At 64.2% G+C, this 16,411-nt stretch carries 12 protein-coding genes and 1 tRNA gene; 6 read left to right on the top strand and 7 right to left on the bottom strand.

Features of this window, described 5'->3' with window-relative positions:
• Nucleotides 1-734: 734 nt before the first annotated feature.
• The 5 genes from PHD22_RS12805 to PHD22_RS12785 all read right to left on the bottom strand — a co-directional run bounded on the left by PHD22_RS12805 (nucleotide 735) and on the right by PHD22_RS12785 (nucleotide 5,543).
• Nucleotides 735-810: transfer RNA gene (locus PHD22_RS12805), tRNA-Phe, on the bottom strand.
• A gap of 70 nt (nucleotides 811-880) precedes the next feature.
• Nucleotides 881-2,377, bottom strand: a complete 1,497-nt coding sequence (locus PHD22_RS12800; RefSeq protein WP_299867402.1) for a sensor histidine kinase — start codon at nucleotides 2,375-2,377, stop codon at nucleotides 881-883.
• Complete coding sequence (locus tag PHD22_RS12795) at nucleotides 2,364-3,038, bottom strand: response regulator transcription factor (RefSeq protein WP_299867399.1); 675 nt, start codon at nucleotides 3,036-3,038, stop codon at nucleotides 2,364-2,366. The genes PHD22_RS12800 and PHD22_RS12795 overlap by 14 nt, the downstream gene beginning before the upstream one ends.
• A 451-nt stretch (nucleotides 3,039-3,489) precedes the next feature.
• Nucleotides 3,490-5,235 carry a cation acetate symporter gene (locus PHD22_RS12790; protein WP_299867405.1) on the bottom strand — a complete coding sequence of 582 codons (1,746 nt, stop codon included), beginning with the start codon at nucleotides 5,233-5,235 and terminating at the stop codon, nucleotides 3,490-3,492.
• Complete coding sequence (locus PHD22_RS12785; RefSeq protein ID WP_299867397.1) at nucleotides 5,235-5,543, bottom strand: DUF485 domain-containing protein; 309 nt, start codon at nucleotides 5,541-5,543, stop codon at nucleotides 5,235-5,237. Before PHD22_RS12785 ends, PHD22_RS12790 begins: the two co-directional genes overlap by 1 nt.
• Before the next feature lie 376 nt (nucleotides 5,544-5,919).
• On the opposite strand from PHD22_RS12785, the gene PHD22_RS12780 reads away from it, so the two are divergent.
• A complete protein-coding gene (locus PHD22_RS12780) occupies nucleotides 5,920-6,627 on the top strand; it encodes a mobilization protein (protein WP_299867394.1) in 708 nt (235 codons plus the stop codon).
• A gap of 263 nt (nucleotides 6,628-6,890) precedes the next feature.
• Here PHD22_RS12780 and groL read toward each other — a convergent pair whose 3' ends face one another.
• On the bottom strand, nucleotides 6,891-8,540 hold the full coding sequence (gene groL, locus PHD22_RS12775) for a chaperonin GroEL (RefSeq protein ID WP_299867391.1): 1,650 nt from the start codon (nucleotides 8,538-8,540) through the stop codon (nucleotides 6,891-6,893).
• 58 nt (nucleotides 8,541-8,598) lie between these two features.
• Nucleotides 8,599-8,889, bottom strand: a complete 291-nt coding sequence (gene groES, locus PHD22_RS12770; protein WP_299867388.1) for a co-chaperone GroES — start codon at nucleotides 8,887-8,889, stop codon at nucleotides 8,599-8,601.
• Between the two features lie 454 nt (nucleotides 8,890-9,343).
• On the opposite strand from groES, the gene PHD22_RS12765 reads away from it, so the two are divergent.
• From PHD22_RS12765 to PHD22_RS12745, 5 genes are all read left to right on the top strand, one after another.
• On the top strand, nucleotides 9,344-10,576 hold the full coding sequence (locus PHD22_RS12765; RefSeq protein WP_299867381.1) for a TolC family protein: 1,233 nt from the start codon (nucleotides 9,344-9,346) through the stop codon (nucleotides 10,574-10,576).
• Nucleotides 10,573-11,733, top strand: a complete 1,161-nt coding sequence (locus PHD22_RS12760) for an efflux RND transporter periplasmic adaptor subunit (protein ID WP_299867378.1) — start codon at nucleotides 10,573-10,575, stop codon at nucleotides 11,731-11,733. The genes PHD22_RS12765 and PHD22_RS12760 overlap by 4 nt, the downstream gene beginning before the upstream one ends.
• Nucleotides 11,734-11,741: 8 nt before the next feature.
• Nucleotides 11,742-14,849 (top strand): CusA/CzcA family heavy metal efflux RND transporter, encoded by a 3,108-nt coding sequence (locus PHD22_RS12755; RefSeq protein WP_299867375.1) that lies wholly within the window; start codon nucleotides 11,742-11,744, stop codon nucleotides 14,847-14,849.
• Nucleotides 14,850-14,864: 15 nt separating this feature from the next.
• Nucleotides 14,865-15,551: a response regulator transcription factor gene (locus PHD22_RS12750; protein WP_299867372.1), complete on the top strand. Its 687-nt coding sequence runs from the start codon at nucleotides 14,865-14,867 to the stop codon at nucleotides 15,549-15,551.
• The coding region (locus PHD22_RS12745) for a sensor histidine kinase (RefSeq protein WP_299867370.1) at nucleotides 15,532-16,411 on the top strand (880 nt) is incomplete at its 3' end. The genes PHD22_RS12750 and PHD22_RS12745, both read left to right, overlap by 20 nt.

The raw sequence follows: 16,411 nt of genomic DNA, 5'->3' as shown, positions 1-16,411 counted from the left end.
GACAAGCGTCGTGCCGGGGCTGTGCTCCACCAGCCCCACGTCAACGCCCCATCAACCAGTCATCAACCCGCGTAGGGGGTCAGTTCCTGATGTCGCCAGGGGGTCAATTTCTGGTGTCGCTTGACACCGCTGGCGCGGCACCTTTTCCGATGGGTGCCTGATGGGGCGCAAGATGACCAAAAATCCAAGCCCTCGAAGCGCAATACAGTGGCTCAAGAAATATGGTCCGCGTGACGTGTTCCCGGACAGGTATCCAAAGGCTGGACACCCTTCGTTGGGGACGATCATCCGTTCCGTAGCCAATAGCCGGAGCCCCGTCTTTCCTTCGATACCCTGGCGATGCCCAAAACCCGGGGGACGGCTCAGAACCGATGGCGTCCAACCACTGGACTCCATGCGCAGGAGGGCACCGGCACCATGCACGACGTTTCCACCGTTGGTGGATGCGCTGGCGGGCTTGGTCAGATTTGGAAGCGGGGCAAGAGTTGAAGATTCCTTCACCCTGGCTTGGGCATCCGGCGGGCCAAAACGGACAGGCCGCAGGTTTTCCTGACAGATGCGCTCAAAACTGAGCGTATGGACGGTGGCGGGGTGTGCCTGCAATGCGGGGATCGCTGGATCGTGCTGCCGATGGGAAGCTGGATTGTCGGAATCTGGCTACACCGTGGCTACACAGAAGCTAAAAAGCAAAACGCCAACCCCTGAGGATTGGCGTAAGTGCTTGAATTTATTTGTGGTGGCCAGTCGCGGAATCGAACCACGGACACGCGGATTTTCAATCCGCTGCTCTACCAACTGAGCTAACTGGCCAACGAAGACCGCATTATAGAGACAGTTTTCTGGCAGGTCAAATTTTTATCTGGTTTTTTTAAGGACGGCTTCAGGCGGGGGGGAACTGTTCGGACAAAGCCCTGGAAGGGGGCAGAGAAAGGGCAGGCTCCTCGGGGCTGCGGGGAAAGACGACCTGGGCAATGGTGCCCTGCCCCGCCGGATTGGGGATCAGGCTGACCTTTGCCCGATGCAGCTCGGCAATTTCCCGGACGATGGGCAGCCCCAGACCCGAGCCGCTCTCGGAACTGCCCAGGACCCGATAGAAGCGCTCGAAGACCCTTTCCCGGTCCGCCTCGGGCACGCCGATACCCGTGTCCTCCACCTCGACGATGGCCATCTCGGTGGCGATGGTGCGCACGGTGACGCACCCACCCTCCGGCGTGTACTTGATGGCATTGTCGATGAGGTTCTTGAGCAGTTCCCCCAGGAGGACCGGGTTGCCGTCGATGAGCAGGGACTCACCGGTGGTCTCCAGGCCAAAGTCGATGTTCTTCTGGCGGGCCCGGGGGACAAAATCGCTGAGCATGGCCCGCAGCAGGGACTCCAGGTCCACCCGTTCGACAGCGTAGATCTTTTCATAGCTGGCTTCGGCGCGGGCCAGGGCCAGGAGTTGATTGATCAGGTGGCTGGCCCGCTGGGCGCTCTCGGAAATCTGTTGAAGGGAACGATGAACCTGGACCGGGTCGCTCTCCATCAGGGCCAGGTCGGTCTGCATCCGCAGGCCGGTGAGCGGGGTACGCATCTGATGGGCCGCATCGGCAATGAAACGCTGCTGGGCCTGCAGGTTTTCTTCCAGACGCGCCATCATTTCATTGAAGGCAATGATCAGGGGGCGCACTTCTTCGGGCACCCCGGATACAGCGATGGGCGAGAGATCGGATGGGCGACGGCGACGGATCAGGCGCTGCAGGTGATTGAGCGGCGCAATCCCGCGGGACAGCCCCAGCCAGACGAGGATCACAGCAATCGGAATGATGGCGAACTGGGGCAGCAGCACACCCGTCACCACCCTTGATGCCAGAGTACTGCGCTTGTTGCGGGTTTCAGCCACCTGCAGCAGGACCCGCTTCTGGGGAGCGCTGTGGATGGGCTGGATGAACTGGTAGGCGACCCGGACTTCTTCCCCAGCGATGGACTCGTCCCGGTACATCACCAGTTCGGGCACCACATCCGGAGGCGCGTCAACAGGCGGGATATCCTTGTCCCCGGCAAGCAGCTCCCCCTTGAAGCCACGCACCTGGTAATAAACAGTGTCATCTTCGTCGGCCCTCAGCATCAGCCTGGCCGGCTCGGGAAAATTGACCCTGGCCTGGCCGTTCTCCAGCTTGACGAGGCGGGCAATGGCCCGGACGTTCACCCCCAACGCCTGATCGTAGGGCTGATTGGCGATGCTGTTAGCCACGTTGTGGGTGACGATGATCGAGATCGGCCACAGGAACAGCAGGGGCGCGAGCATCCAGTCGAGGATCTCGCCAAACAGGGAATTGAAGGCCTTGCCATCGGTGGAGGCATCTTCCTCCGCCTTGCGTCGCCTAGGCGACCACATCCGGCTTTTCCAGACAGTATCCCAGACCCCGGACGGTCACGATCTGGACGCCGCTCTGCTCCAGCTTCTTGCGCAAACGATGGACATACACCTCAATAGCGTTGTTGGAGACCTCCTCCCCCCATCCGCACAGATGGTCCACCAGTTGCTCCTTGCTCACCAGTCGCCCTGCGCGCAGGAGCAGCACTTCCAGAAGACCGATTTCACGGGCCGACAGCTCGACCACCTGACCATCGATCTTGGCGACGCGATCAGCCTGATCGTAACTCAGGCGAGCGTATTCGATGCAGCGGGCCTGGCCGGTCCCCCGCCGGGTGAGGGCGCGGACGCGGGCCTCCAGTTCAGGCAGGGCAAAGGGCTTGGTCAGGTAGTCATCCGCACCGGCATCCAGCCCACAGACACGGTCCTCGATGCCGTCCTGGGCCGTCAGTATCAGCACCGGGGTGACATTCTTGCGGGCCCGCAGGCGACGCAGCACCTCAATCCCGGTCAGTTTGGGCAAGCCCAGATCAAGAATCAACAGGTCGAAACTCTGGCTCAGCAGGGCCGCGTCCGCATCAGCCCCGTTTGGCACATGGTCCACGGCGTAGCCGGCTTTCTTGAGTGCCCGAGTCAGGCCGTCGGCAATGATCAGATCGTCTTCAGCCAGCAGGATGCGCATGGAGTGTCGTTCGGACAGAAGTGTAAGTTTGAAGTAAGCGGAGCAAGGCAAGCTCGCACCGCTGTTCTCCTTTTACTCGGTCTTGGAGGCAACGCCGTGGCGCAAGCTGCGACTGCGCCTCGGGGGATTTGAGCCGCCCGACGGACCATTCCCCCGCCGTCTTTTTTTGGCCCAGGCCTTTTCCGGTCTGCTTCTGGCCAGCCTGCCCCGAATTCCGACACGCTCTCCCAAGGCGAAAGTCCGTCTGCGGCCCTGCGGGCCATCCCAATCCAGAGCCGCACGAGTCTAGCACAGGGCATTCCCTGTCATGGGCCTTGCCGCCCTTGCACAACACCCGGGGCATGCACGAATGCGCATGTACCCCAATTGAAAAACCCCGGCCACCTTACGGCAGCCGGGGTTGGGTGGGTTGCCTCCGCAGGGGCCAGGGCCCCCGCAAGGCGTGTCGTACTTAGTGACCGGAGGCGCCAGCGGCACCGATACCCGTTTCGGAGCGAATCAGCTGGGCAGCAAAGTCAGCACGCTCCTTCTGGGCATTCGGGCTGCGGTCAAGCACCGAGAAGAGCCAGATCCCCACGAAGCCGATCGTCATGGAGAACAGGGCCGGCGAGGTGTAGGGGAAGGGAGCGGATCCCTTCGGATTGCCCAGGGTGGCAACCCACACGGAGTCGGACAGGATGGTCATCACGACGGCGCTGGTCAGGCCCAGGAAGCCACCGATCACCGCACCCTTGGTGGTGCAGTCCTTCCACAACACGCTCATGAAGAGCACCGGGAAGTTGGCAGAAGCAGCGATCGCGAAGGCCAGGGACACCATGAAGGCGATGTTCTGCTTTTCGAAGGCAATACCCAGGACCACCGCCACGATACCCAGCACGATGGTGGTGATGCGGGAGACACGCAGCTCGGCTGCGGAGTCGGCGTTGCCCTTCTTGAACACGGTGGCGTACAGGTCATGAGACACGGCAGACGCACCGGAGAGGGTCAGACCGGCCACCACGGCGAGGATGGTGGCGAAGGCAACCGCGGAGATGAAGCCGAGGAAGACGTTGCCGCCCACTGCGTTGGCCAGGTGAATGGCCGCCATGTTGCCGCCGCCCTTCAGAACACCCTTGGCATCCAGGAAGGCCGGGTCGGTCAGCACGAAGCAGATGGCGCCGAAGCCGATGATGAAGGTCAGGATGTAGAAGTAGCCGATCCAGACGGTGGCCCAGCCCACGGACTTGCGTGCTTCCTTGGCATCCGGCACGGTGAAGAAGCGCATCAGGATGTGGGGCAGACCGGCGGTACCGAACATCAGGGCCATGCCGAAGGAGATGGCGGAGATGGGATCCTTCACGAAGGAGCCCGGACCCATGATGGAATCACCCTTGGCCGCAGCCAGCACGGCGATGTCCTTGCCAGCCTTGGCGGCTTCCTCGATCAGTTTGGCATCCTTGGCGGCCAGCGCGGTCTTGATCTCGACAGCCTTGGCAAACATGGCCTCGGGGCTGAAACCAAACTTGACCAGCACCATGAAGGCCATGAAGGAAGCGCCCGCCAGCAGCAGCACAGCCTTGATGATCTGCACCCAGGTGGTGGCGGTCATGCCACCGAAGAGCACGTAAACCATCATCAGGGCACCCACAACCACCACGGCAATCCAGTACTCGAGACCGAACAGCAGCTTGATCAACTGACCGGCACCGACCATCTGGGCGATGAGGTAGAAGGCGACCACGACCAGCGTGCCGGAAGCAGCAAAGGCGCGGATCGGGGTTTGCTGGAAGCGGTAACCGGCCACGTCGGCAAAGGTGAATTTGCCCAGGTTGCGCAGGCGCTCGGCCATCAGGAAGGTGATGATGGGCCAGCCGACGAGGAAGCCGATGGCGAAGATCAGGCCATCGTAACCGTTCGCCATCACGGCAGCGGAGATACCCAGGAAGGACGCGGCGGACATGTAGTCACCGGCGATCGCCAGGCCATTCTGGAAGCCGGTGATGCCACCGCCGGCGGTGTAAAAGTCTGCCGCCGACTTGGTCTTGGAGGCGGCCCACTTGGTGATGTACATCGTGCCGGCAACGAAGATGCCGAACATGGCGATGGCAGTCCAGTTGGTGGCCTGCTTCTCGGCTACGCCAAGATCGGCACCCGCTGCCAGGGCGGCACCGGAAGCCAGCAAGGCCAGCAGGCTGAGGATCAGATGGGAAGAGCGCATCACTTGCTGGCCTCCTTGATGACTTGTTCCTTGAGGGCGTCGAATTCGGTATTCGCGCGGCGGATATAGATGCCGGTAATGATGATGGTGAAGAGGATCACCCCTACGCCAATGGGAATACCAATCGACATGACTCCCGTACCCATTTTCTGGGCGAGGAACTCCTTGTTGAAGGCAATCAGCACAATGTATCCGTAATACACGACCAGCATGAGCAGGGTCATGATCCAGCCGTAGCTATTACGTTTCGAGACCAGCTCCTGGTATTTGGGGTTTGCCCGGATGCGGTCGCCGAGGTCGTCTCTCATATTTCTCCTCCTCTCGAATGAACCTTTGCAGAAGAAGCCCCGTGGCTCCTCTACTGGTGATCGCAAATTACCGGGTCTCCCTTACTGCCAACTTACGCACTCTATCGACGGATAAATTTCCCTGATCAAACCCGCCGATCAGGAGGCGGCATGCCGGGTGGTGTGGGAGGGGTCGGCCAGGCAATCTGGCCGCCCCTATGCCGATTGTGGCGATCCGTACGGATTGTGTGCCGTCTGAGCGCTGCGCGTCGGGAGGCAATCGCATGGGCGATCTTCCGCCCTGAAGGTTTGCTTGTGGCCCAATCATTGCTTGGCGCTGGTGGCATGGCAACTCTGTCAGCAAGCGGAGCACCGCTCAATTCATTCAGGACACACAATGCGTTCCCTCAACTTCATCGGTGGCGAAAAAGGCGGCGTGGGCAAATCAGTTGTTGCCCGGGCCCTGGCCCAGTACTACATCGACAAGGGCCAGCCCTTTACGGGCTTCGACACCGACCGCTCCCACACGACCTTCGCCCGTTTCTACACCGACTATGCCGCGCCCGTGGTGGTGGACCGCTACGACGGGCTGGATCAGATCGCCTTACCATTCGAGGATGCACCAGAAGAGGGCATCGGGCACAGCGTGATTGTCGATCTTGCAGCACAAACGGCAGCGCCGCTGGCGCTCTGGATCAAGGAATCCGACCTGCTGGGCCTGCTTGGCGAACTCGGGGTGCAGGTCAATTTCTGGCATCTGGCCGATGCCGGCAAGGATTCGGTCGACTTGCTGGGCAAGCTGCTCGAGACCTATGGCGAAGGGCCGAGCTATGTGGTGGTGAAGAACCATGGCCGTGGCACTGACTTTTCCCAGCTCGAGGCTTCACCCGAGTTGGCAGCGGCACAGGCCCTGGGTGCCCGCGTGATCAGCCTGCCGGCACTGCACGAAGCCAGCATGCGCAAGATCGATCGCCAGGATGCCAGCTTCTGGGCTGCGGTGAATCAGCGCAGCGGCGAGGATGCCTTGGGCATGCTCGAACGCCAGCGCGTGAAGAGTTGGCTGAAGTCCGTCTATACGACCTTCGACGGCCTGGACCGACTCTGAGCACCACGTAACTGCCGGTCCATGGCCAGGCTCCCTGAGGATTGGGGGCTGTTCTGCCGATCGCCGAGCCCCCTGATCCGGCTCCGGCTGGCCGCGCCGCAGCATGGAATGCCTGTCCATAAAAAAAACGTCCCGGGTCATCAAGACCCAGGACGTTCAAGACTTCAAAGACCCGATTTCCGGTCACCCGCAAGACGACTCCCTTTAAGTAAACAGGGTTGCAGCTGCGGGGTTTTTCAGGGACCGGAAGGTCCGGGCGGGAATTACATGCCCATGCCCATGCCGCCCATACCACCCATGCCGCCCATGTCGGGCATGCCGCCGGCCGGCTTGTCTTCAGCCAGTTCGGCAACCATGCAGTCGGTGGTCAGCATCAGGCCGGCCACGGAGGCAGCGTTCTGCAGCGCGGTGCGGGTCACCTTGGTGGGGTCGAGAACGCCCATTTCGACCATGTCACCGTACACATCGGTGGCAGCGTTGTAGCCGAAATTGCCGCTACCTTCGGTCACCTTGTTGACCACCACGGAAGCTTCGGCGCCGGCGTTGGCGACGATTTCACGCAGGGGCTGCTCCATGGCGCGCAGCACGATCTTGATGCCGGCGTCCTGGTCGTGGTTGTCGCCCTTGAGGCCGGTCAGGTTGGCACGGGCACGCAGCAGGGCCACGCCGCCGCCGGGGACGATGCCTTCTTCAACGGCGGCACGGGTGGCGTGCAGCGCGTCTTCCACGCGGGCCTTCTTTTCCTTCATTTCGACTTCGGTGGCAGCGCCAACCTTGATCACGGCAACACCGCCGGCCAGCTTGGCCACGCGTTCCTGCAGCTTTTCACGGTCGTAGTCGGAGGTGGCTTCCTCGATCTGCACGCGGATCTGCTTGACGCGGGCTTCGATGCGCTCGGCAACGCCAGCGCCGTCGATGAGGGTGGTGTTTTCCTTGCCCACTTCGATGCGCTTGGCCTGGCCCAGATCTTCCAGGGTGGCCTTCTCGAGGGTCAGGCCGACTTCTTCGGCGATCACCTGGCCGCCGGTCAGCACGGCGATGTCTTCCAGCATGGCCTTGCGACGGTCGCCAAAGCCCGGGGCCTTGACGGCACAGGTCTTGAGGATGCCGCGGATGTTGTTCACCACCAGGGTGGCCAGCGCTTCGCCGTCCACGTCTTCAGCGATGATCAGCAGCGGGCGGCCGGCCTTGGCCACCTGCTCGAGCACCGGCAGCAGGTCGCGGATGTTGGAGATCTTCTTGTCGAAGAGCAGGACGAACGGGTTTTCGAGGATCGCAACCTGCTTGTCCGGATTGTTGATGAAGTAGGGGGACAGGTAGCCGCGGTCGAACTGCATGCCCTCGACCACGTCGAGTTCGTTCTGCAGGGACTTGCCGTCTTCAACGGTGATCACGCCTTCCTTGCCGACCTTTTCCATCGCGTTGGCGATGATGTCGCCGATGGAGGAGTCGGAGTTGGCGGAAATGGAACCGACCTGGGCGATTTCCTTGTTGGTGGAACAGGGCTTGGACAGCTTCTTCAGCTCTTCCAGGGTGGCGATCACGGCCTTGTCGATGCCGCGCTTCAGGTCCATCGGGTTCATGCCGGCGGCGACGAACTTCATGCCTTCGCGGACGATGGACTGAGCCAGCACGGTGGCGGTGGTGGTGCCGTCACCGGCGATGTCGGAGGTCTTGGAAGCGACTTCCTTGACCATCTGGGCGCCCATGTTGGCGAACTTGTCCTTCAGCTCGATTTCCTTGGCCACGGACACACCGTCCTTGGTCACGGTCGGAGCGCCGAAGGAGCGCTCGAGCACGACGTTGCGACCCTTGGGGCCCAGGGTGACCTTGACCGCATCGGCCAGGACGTTGATGCCTTCAACCATGCGGGCGCGGGCGGAATCGCCAAACTTGACTTCTTTAGCTGCCATTCTGTGTTTCTCCGGAATTCTTTAAAGCGGATGGGGGAGGATCAGGGGGAGCGGAGGCTCAGGCCTCGACCACGCCCATGATGTCTTCTTCACGCATGACCAGCAGTTCCTGACCATCGACCTTGACGGTCTGGCCGGCATACTTGCCGAACAGGACGCGATCGCCCACCTTCACATCCATCTTGCGGACTTCGCCGTTCTCAAGGATCTTGCCGTGGCCGACAGCCAGGATTTCACCCTGGTCGGGCTTCTCACCGGCGGAGTCGGGGATGACGATACCGCTGGAAGTGGTGCGCTCGGCTTCAACGCGCTTGACGATCACGCGATCATGCAAGGGACGGATTTTCATCTGTAAGGTCTCCTACTCGTTTCACACCGGGCAAATGCGCCCGAGAAAAAATGCATTGGCCAACAGGCGTTGGCATCAGGCGGAGGCAGGCTGCTAGCACTCACCCCCGACGAGTGCTAATAATAGGGTCGAGGGTGCACCTTTTCAAGAGCGCTGAAATTCTTTTTTTGTCGTCGCCGTTGAAGACAAGCTCAACGGCGGCAGCCAGACCGGGCTCTTTCAGAAGAGGGCCGACGCCTGCGCGGGCATCACGAATCCCGTTTTCGCGGCAATACGAGCCCGAGGCTCAAACTTCAACAGACCTCGACCAACGCCCTCCCCCCTTCCGTCAGCGAAAAATCCGGCCTGCCTTGAATTGAGGGGCGCGGCCGCAAGCTTCATGCAAGCAAAGAGACAGGCTTGCGCAAGGCTCGGGGCCTAGATTGGGGATGTACATTCCCGCCCCCGATCTGCCATGTCCGTTCGCTTGCTCCTGCCGCTCCTGGCCCTTGTTCTGGCAACAGCCTCACCGGCTCAGGCTGCGGGCACCGCCCCCCTCTCCTTCGCGGCCGCCGAGGGGCTGTTGCTGGAGGCCAATCCGGACATCCAGCAGGCCCGGACGGCCCTGCTGGCCGCCAGGGCCGGCACGCAGATGGCCGGCGTCAGCCCCAACCCGGTACTCAGCGTCGGCGTCAGCAGCATCAACCCGGCACGGAAAGGAAGCGGGGGCTACTGGGACCGCCCCTTCGACAACCTGGTTCGCCTGGATCAACAGCTCGAGCGGGGAGACAAGCGGACCCATCGCCTGCGCGCAGCAGGCAGCAACCTGTCCGCCACCCAGGCCGATCTGGACAACACCATCCGCCTGGCCCGTCTGGATCTGGCCAACACCTGGCTGGACCTGCTGGCCGGCGGTGAAGTGGCTCGCATCGCCCGCGAGAATGCCCGCCTGGCGGCGCGCACCGCCGAGGCGGCAAGCCTGCGTGGCAAGGCAGGCGACCTGGCCGGTGTCGATGTGGCCCGCTTTGAGGCGGATGCCGCCCGGGTTGCCAACGACGCACGCCTGGCCGAACTTGCCCAGACCCGAGCCCGCATCGCCCTCGCCCTCCTGCTGGGGAACCAGATCCCTGCCGACCAGTTGGAGACGGATGGTCAGTGGCCGGAAGCCCCGGGGCCGGCGGCGGAGCCCGGCGAACGTCCTGACCTCCTGGCCGCCCGCCGCCGTCTCGAGCAGGCCGACGCCCTGCGGGAGGTGGCCCGCGCCCAGCGCACCCGCGACGTGTCGGTGGGTATTCAGTACGAACACTATCCGCCGGAAGGACGCAACACCTTCGGGGTAAGCATTTCCGTCCCCCTGCTGACCGGCAACGATTACCGGGGCGACATCGCCCGCAGCGAGGCGGATTACACCGCGGCCGGGCAGCAGCTCAGCGCCACCCAGGCCGCCATTCAAGCCGAGCGTGCGCGCCTGCAATCCGACCACGCGGCCCGCCAAGAACGCTACCAGCGCCTCCGCGAGGTGGCACTGCCGGCCGCCGAACGGGCAGGACGGGGGGCAGAAGCGGCGATCCAGAAAGGCGGCATGAGCCTCACCGACTATCTGGACACCCAGCGCACCCTGCGCGCTGCACGCATCGAAACCGTTCAGGCCCGGGCCGACCTGGCCCGCAGCGCCATCTCCCTCCGCCTGGCAGGAGCCGCCGAATGAAAACCAAAATAATCGTCGGCGCCGCCTGCGTCGCAGTGATTACAACCTTGGCCGTGTGGCACTTCCAGTCCCCCCCTGCTCTCCCGGCGCCGGCAGAGGCGGTTGTCCAGCGCCCTTCCGCTGAACCCGGCCGGCTCCGGTTTCCGACGGCCGCGCCCCAGCTGGCGCAGTTGAAAGTGGAGACCGCGGAGCTCGCCCCCGTCCCCATGGACGAGCCCCTGGCTGCCCGGGTCAGCTATGACGAGAACGCCACATCCCGGCTGATCGCTCCGGTGGCTGGCCGGGTCCTCCAGATCCGCGCGAACGTGGGCGACATGGTCCAGGCCGGCGACGTGCTTGCCGTGCTCGACGCACCGGAGCTGGGTGCAGCCACGGCCGACCGGGACAAGGCCCAGGCCGACGCCACCCAGAAAAAGGCGGCCCTGGAACGCACCCGCAGCCTCTTCGAAGCCGAAGTCGTCCCCCGCCGGGAACTGGAAGCGGCCCAGGCCGCCTGGCAACAGGCGCAGGCCGAAGCCCACCGGGCACGGCTGCGTCTGGCCAACCTGACCCAGGGCAACCGCCTCGACCCGGGGAGCGAACGCTATCTGCTGCGTTCACCGCTCAGCGGGATGGTGGCCACGCGGCAGATCAACCCGGGCATGGAAGTCCGCCCCGAGATCCCGGACCCCCTGTTCGTGATCAGCGACATGCGGCGCCTGGTGGTGCTGGTGGACATCCCCGAACGGGATCTGCCCCTCGTAGCGGTGGGTAACCCGGCCACCGTGGAGGTCACCGCCTACCCCCAGCGCAGCTTCAGGGGGCGGATCATCCACGTCGCCCCCACCCTGGATCCCCAGACCCGCCGCGTTCAGGCCCGGGTGGCCGTGGATAACGCCGAAGGGCTGCTCAAACCCGAGATGTACGCCAGGGTCGCCCTGCTGGCCGACCAGCGGGAAGAACGCCCGCGCATCGCCATCGGGGCGCTGCTGGTGGAAGGGGTCAAGAACTACGTCTTCGTGCAGGGGGAGCCCGGGGTCTTCGAGAAACGCGAGGTGACCCTGGCCGTTCAGACCCGTCAGCATGCCTACGTGGCATCCGGGCTCCAGGCGGGCGAGCAGGTCGTGTGCACCGGCGCCCTGCTCCTCAACGCTGAACTCGCCAGCAGTTCCCGCTGAGGTCCGCCATGTTCGACACCCTCATCACCCTCGCCCTGCGCCAGCGGGCCTTCGTGCTGATTGCCGCCCTGACCCTGCTCGGTTATGGTCTTTATGCGGTCAGCCAGATTTCCATCGAAGCCTTTCCCGACGTTCAGGACGTCCAGGTGCAGGTGGTCACCCAGGCCATCGGCCAGGCACCGGAGGAAGTGGAGCGTACCGTCACCCTCCCCATCGAGCGGGAAATGAGCGGCGTTCCGGGGCTGACCCAGCTCCGCTCGGTCTCGATCACCGGCCTGTCCGTCGTCACCCTGACCTTCAATGACCGGACTGCCGACTACTTCGCCCGCCAGCAGGTCCTCGAACGCCTGCAGCAGGTCAGTCTGCCCACCGGCACCCAGCCGGTCCTCGCCCCCCTGACCACGGCGGTCGGAGAGATTTACCGTTACGTCCTGGAGAGTCCCGCCAATGCCTCCCAGGAGGAGGTCCGGGCGGTCCAGGACTGGACCATCCGCCCCGCCCTGCGCATGGTCCCGGGGATCGCCGAGGTGGTGAGTTTCGGTGGCGCCGTGCGGGAAATGCAGGTGCGCATCGACCCTGACCTGCTGCGCAAGTACGCACTCAGCCTGACCGACGTCAGCCAGGCCCTGAACAGCGCCAGTGGCAACAGCAGCGGCGGCCTGCTGCGTCGGGGCGATGAGGCCCTGGTGGTCCGGACCCTGGGGCTGTTCTCCAGCCTCGACGACATCCGCGACGTGGTGATCGTCGCCCGGGACGGCAAGCCGGTACGCATCAGCGACGTGGCCGAGGTGACGAGCGGCGCCCGCCCCCGCAGCGGCATCGTGGCCTTCAACGAGCACGATGATGTGGTGGAGGGCATCGTCCAGATGACCAAGGGCGGCAATGCGACCAAGATCGTCGAGGCCCTCAAGCTCAAGGTGGACGAGGTGAATGCCCGTCTCCCCGAAGGTTACCGGATCCGCCCGATCTATCAGCGCACCGAACTGATCGGTCACACCGTGACCACGGTGGCGGAAAACCTGCTGGTCGGCGCGGTGCTGGTGACCGGCATCCTGCTGGCCTTCCTGCGCAACCTCCGGGCCGCCATCATCGTTGCGGCGGTGATCCCTCTGTCACTGCTCTTCGCGTTCATCCTGATGCATGGCATGGGCGTCTCCGCCAACCTGATCTCCCTGGGCGCGGTGGACTTCGGCGTCATCATCGACAGCGCCGTGGTGATGGTGGAGGCCCTGATGGTGCGTCTCGCCGTGGACGCCCAGACCGAACATCACGGCATCGCTTCGGCGGTCGGGCGACGCCTCCACGCCCTCAAGCAGACCTGTGTGGAACTGGGCTCGCCGATCCTGTTCTCCAAGGCCATCATCATCGTCGCCTTCCTGCCCATCTTCACCTTCCAGCGCATGGAGGGGCGGATCTTCACCCCAGTGGCCCTCACCCTGTCGTTTGCGCTGCTCGGTGGCCTGATCCTGACCCTGACCCTGGTGCCCACCCTGCTCTCCTACGCCCTCAACCAGCAGGACATGGCCGAAAGGGAAAGTCCCTGGCTGCACCGGCTCCAGCTCCGCTACCGGACCCTGCTGCTGCGCCTGCAGGCCCATCGACGGAGCGTGATCGGAGCCTCCCTGCTGTGCCTCGCCACCGCCCTTGGCCTGGCACCCTTGCTTGGCTCGGAGTTCCTGCCCAAGCTGGACGAAGGCAACATCTGGCTGACCATCAGCCTGCCTCAATCCTCGGCCCTGACCACCACCAAGGACGTGGAACACAAGGTCCGCGCAGTCCTGATGGACTATGTGGAGGTGAAGGCCGTGATGAGCCACGTCGGGCGTCCGGATGACGGCACCGATCCGAAGGGCCCCAACAACATCGAGATCCTGGTGGACCTGAAGCCCCGCAGCGAATGGCGCCATGCCACCAAGGATGAACTGGTGGACAGCATGTCCGCGCGCCTGGCGAGCCTGCCGGGGCTCACCACCAACTTCTCCCAGGTGATCCAGGACAGCGTCGAGGAATCCCTCTCGGGCGCCAAGGGCGAAATCGCCGTGAAGGTCTTCGGGCCCAACCTGGATGTGCTGGAAGCCAAGGGACGCCAGATCGCCAGTGTCCTCAACCACATCCATGGCTCGGCCGACGTGGCCGCCCTGCCCGTGGGTGGCCAGAGCGAAGTGGACATCCGCCTGCACCGGGACGCCCTGGCCCGCTATGGCATCCGCGTGGCTGACGTGAATACAATGATCCAGACGGCGCTGGGAGGCAGCGTCGTCAACACCTACTACGATGGCGAACGCCGCCACGACGTCACGCTGCGCTTCGGTCCCCGGTTCCGCGATCAGGTGGATGACATCGCCCGCCTGCCGGTGGTCCTGCCCGACGGCAAGGCCAGCATCCCCCTCGGCGACCTGGCCGACGTGGAGCTGCGTCAGGGCGCCTCCCGGATCCAGCGGGAAGCCGGCAGCCGCAGCGTGATCGTGAAGGCCAACCTGCGGGGCCGCGACCAGGGCAGCTTCGTCGCCGAGGCCCAGCAGAAGGTCGCTGCGGAGGTGAGCCTCCCGCCGGGCTACAGCATCGCCTGGGGCGGACAGTTCGAGAACCAGCAACGGGCCATGGCCCGCCTCAAGCTGATCGTGCCGATCACCCTGGCGCTGATCTTCTCCCTGCTGTTCTGGGCCTTCAAGGATGTCCGCCCGGCCCTGCTGGTGCTGGCCATGGTGCCCTTCACCCTGATCGGCGGCTTTGCCGGACTGGGACTGGCCGGACTGCACCTGTCCGTGTCGGCCGCGGTCGGCTTCATCGCGGTGGCCGGAATTTCCGTCCAGAATGGTGTCATCCTGGTGGAGCAGGTGATCGAGATTTCCCGTCGGGGCGCCCCCCGCCCGGACGCCATCCTGGACGGTGCCATGCTGCGCCTGCGCCCCATCGTGATGACCGCCCTGATGGCGGGCCTCGGACTGCTGCCAGCAGCCCTGTCCCACGGCATCGGCTCGGAAACCCAGCGCCCCTTTGCAGTCGTGATCGTTGGCGGCATCATCAGCGCCACGATCTTCACCCTGCTGCTCCTGCCGGTACTCCTGTCCTACGGCGGACAGCGGGATCCGGCCTCCTCCACGCCTCAGCCCTGACGACCCCTCACCGCCATGCGCATTCTCATCGTTGAAGACGACCCTCTGCTGGCGGACGGTGTGGCCCAGCTCCTGCGTGGTGCCGGCTTCACCGCCGACTACGTAGGCTCCGGAGAACAGGCCGAAGCGGCCCTGGCCACCGAGACGTTCGACCTGATGGTACTCGACATCGGTCTGCCCGGCATCGACGGGCTGGAACTCCTCAGCCGGCTGCGGGCCCGTCACAACCCCATCCATGTGCTGATGCTCACCGCCCGGGATGCCCTCAATGAGCGGGTGCGGGGTCTCAATCTGGGGGCCGACGATTACCTGACCAAGCCCTTTGCTGCGGTCGAGTTGCTGGCCCGGGTTCAAGCCCTGCTCCGCCGGAGCCGGGGTCAGGGCGGCAACCGGCGCGATTACGGCCCCCTCACCCTGGACCAGGACGCACACCGGGCCTGGCTGCTGGGGCATCCCCTGGATCTGCCCCGGCGGGAGTGGGGAATCCTCCAGTTCCTCCTCGACCATCCGGAGCGGGTGCTGAGCAAGGAGCGGATCGTGGCCGCGGTCTGCTCCTGGGACCAGGACATGAGCGAAAATGCGGTCGAAGTTTATATTTCCCGCCTGCGCACCAAGCTCGAACCCGCGGGAATCCGCATCCGCACCGTGCGTGGCCTCGGCTACATGCTGGAAAATCCGCCCCATGACCCGAAGCCTGCGTAAGGCCCTGCTGCTGTGGCTGCTGCTGCCGGCAGCCCTGGCCCTGATCACGTTTCTGCCCCTGGCCTTCCATCTGGTCCATCAGCCGGCCATGGAAGCCCTCGACCAGGCACTGGCAGATGCCAGCCTGGCCCTCGTGCCCCACCTGGAAATCGGGAAAGACGGGCCGCATTTCGTGTTTCCTCCTGCAGCAGAGCAGGTGCTGCGCTCCGACCGGGTGGACGACATCTATTACCTGGTACTCGGCCCCGGCGAGCGCTTTATCGCCGGCGACGCCGGCCTCCCCCACGAGCCACCGGATCCGGAACAGGGGTTGAAGGACCGGGTCAGCTTCGACGCCCATTTTCGCAACCATCCGATCCGGGTTACCACGATCCACAGGCAGGTGGACCAGGCCCCCTTCGTCTTCGTGGTCGCCGAGACAACCCGCAAGCGCGACCAGCTCAAGGTGGACCTGGCCTTCGCCCTGATCCTTCCCCTCGTCTTCTTCGCTGCTGCCACCGGCGCAACCATCTGGTTCGGCATCAACCATGCCCTGATTCCAGTGGAAGGCATCCGGCGGGCCCTTCACAACATGGGTCACGGGGCACTCCTGCCCCTCGACGAAAGCGCCGCGCCCGCGGAAATACGCCCCCTGGTCGGGGAATTCAACCAGCTGCTGGAACGCCTGGAACAGGCCTCCGCGGCCCAGCAGCGCTTCGTTGCCAACGCGGCCCACCAGCTGCGCACCCCGCTGGCGGGCATCCGTACCCAGCTCGAACTGATACCGGGGGACCACGACACCGCCTCCCGGGATAGCCGGGCCCGTCAGTGTATCGGCGCCATCGACCGCCTCTCCCACCTGGTCAACCAGATGCTCGTCC

It is taken from the genome of Zoogloea sp. (assembly GCF_028693495.1).
Lineage (GTDB): Bacteria > Pseudomonadota > Gammaproteobacteria > Burkholderiales > Rhodocyclaceae > Zoogloea.
The sequence above is the reverse complement of the archived record's forward strand: the minus strand, read 5'-3'. Positions and strand labels throughout refer to the sequence as shown.

Coding starts and splice junctions, on each gene's coding strand:
- PHD22_RS12800 (WP_299867402.1), bottom strand. CDS start 2,377: ATGTGGTCGCCTAGGCGACGCAAGGCGGAGGAAGATGCCTCCACCGAT.
- PHD22_RS12795 (WP_299867399.1), bottom strand. CDS start 3,038: ATGCGCATCCTGCTGGCTGAAGACGATCTGATCATTGCCGACGGCCTG.
- PHD22_RS12790 (WP_299867405.1), bottom strand. CDS start 5,235: ATGCGCTCTTCCCATCTGATCCTCAGCCTGCTGGCCTTGCTGGCTTCC.
- PHD22_RS12785 (WP_299867397.1), bottom strand. CDS start 5,543: ATGAGAGACGACCTCGGCGACCGCATCCGGGCAAACCCCAAATACCAG.
- PHD22_RS12780 (WP_299867394.1), top strand. CDS start 5,920: ATGCGTTCCCTCAACTTCATCGGTGGCGAAAAAGGCGGCGTGGGCAAA.
- groL (WP_299867391.1), bottom strand. CDS start 8,540: ATGGCAGCTAAAGAAGTCAAGTTTGGCGATTCCGCCCGCGCCCGCATG.
- groES (WP_299867388.1), bottom strand. CDS start 8,889: ATGAAAATCCGTCCCTTGCATGATCGCGTGATCGTCAAGCGCGTTGAA.
- PHD22_RS12765 (WP_299867381.1), top strand. CDS start 9,344: ATGTCCGTTCGCTTGCTCCTGCCGCTCCTGGCCCTTGTTCTGGCAACA.
- PHD22_RS12760 (WP_299867378.1), top strand. CDS start 10,573: ATGAAAACCAAAATAATCGTCGGCGCCGCCTGCGTCGCAGTGATTACA.
- PHD22_RS12755 (WP_299867375.1), top strand. CDS start 11,742: ATGTTCGACACCCTCATCACCCTCGCCCTGCGCCAGCGGGCCTTCGTG.
- PHD22_RS12750 (WP_299867372.1), top strand. CDS start 14,865: ATGCGCATTCTCATCGTTGAAGACGACCCTCTGCTGGCGGACGGTGTG.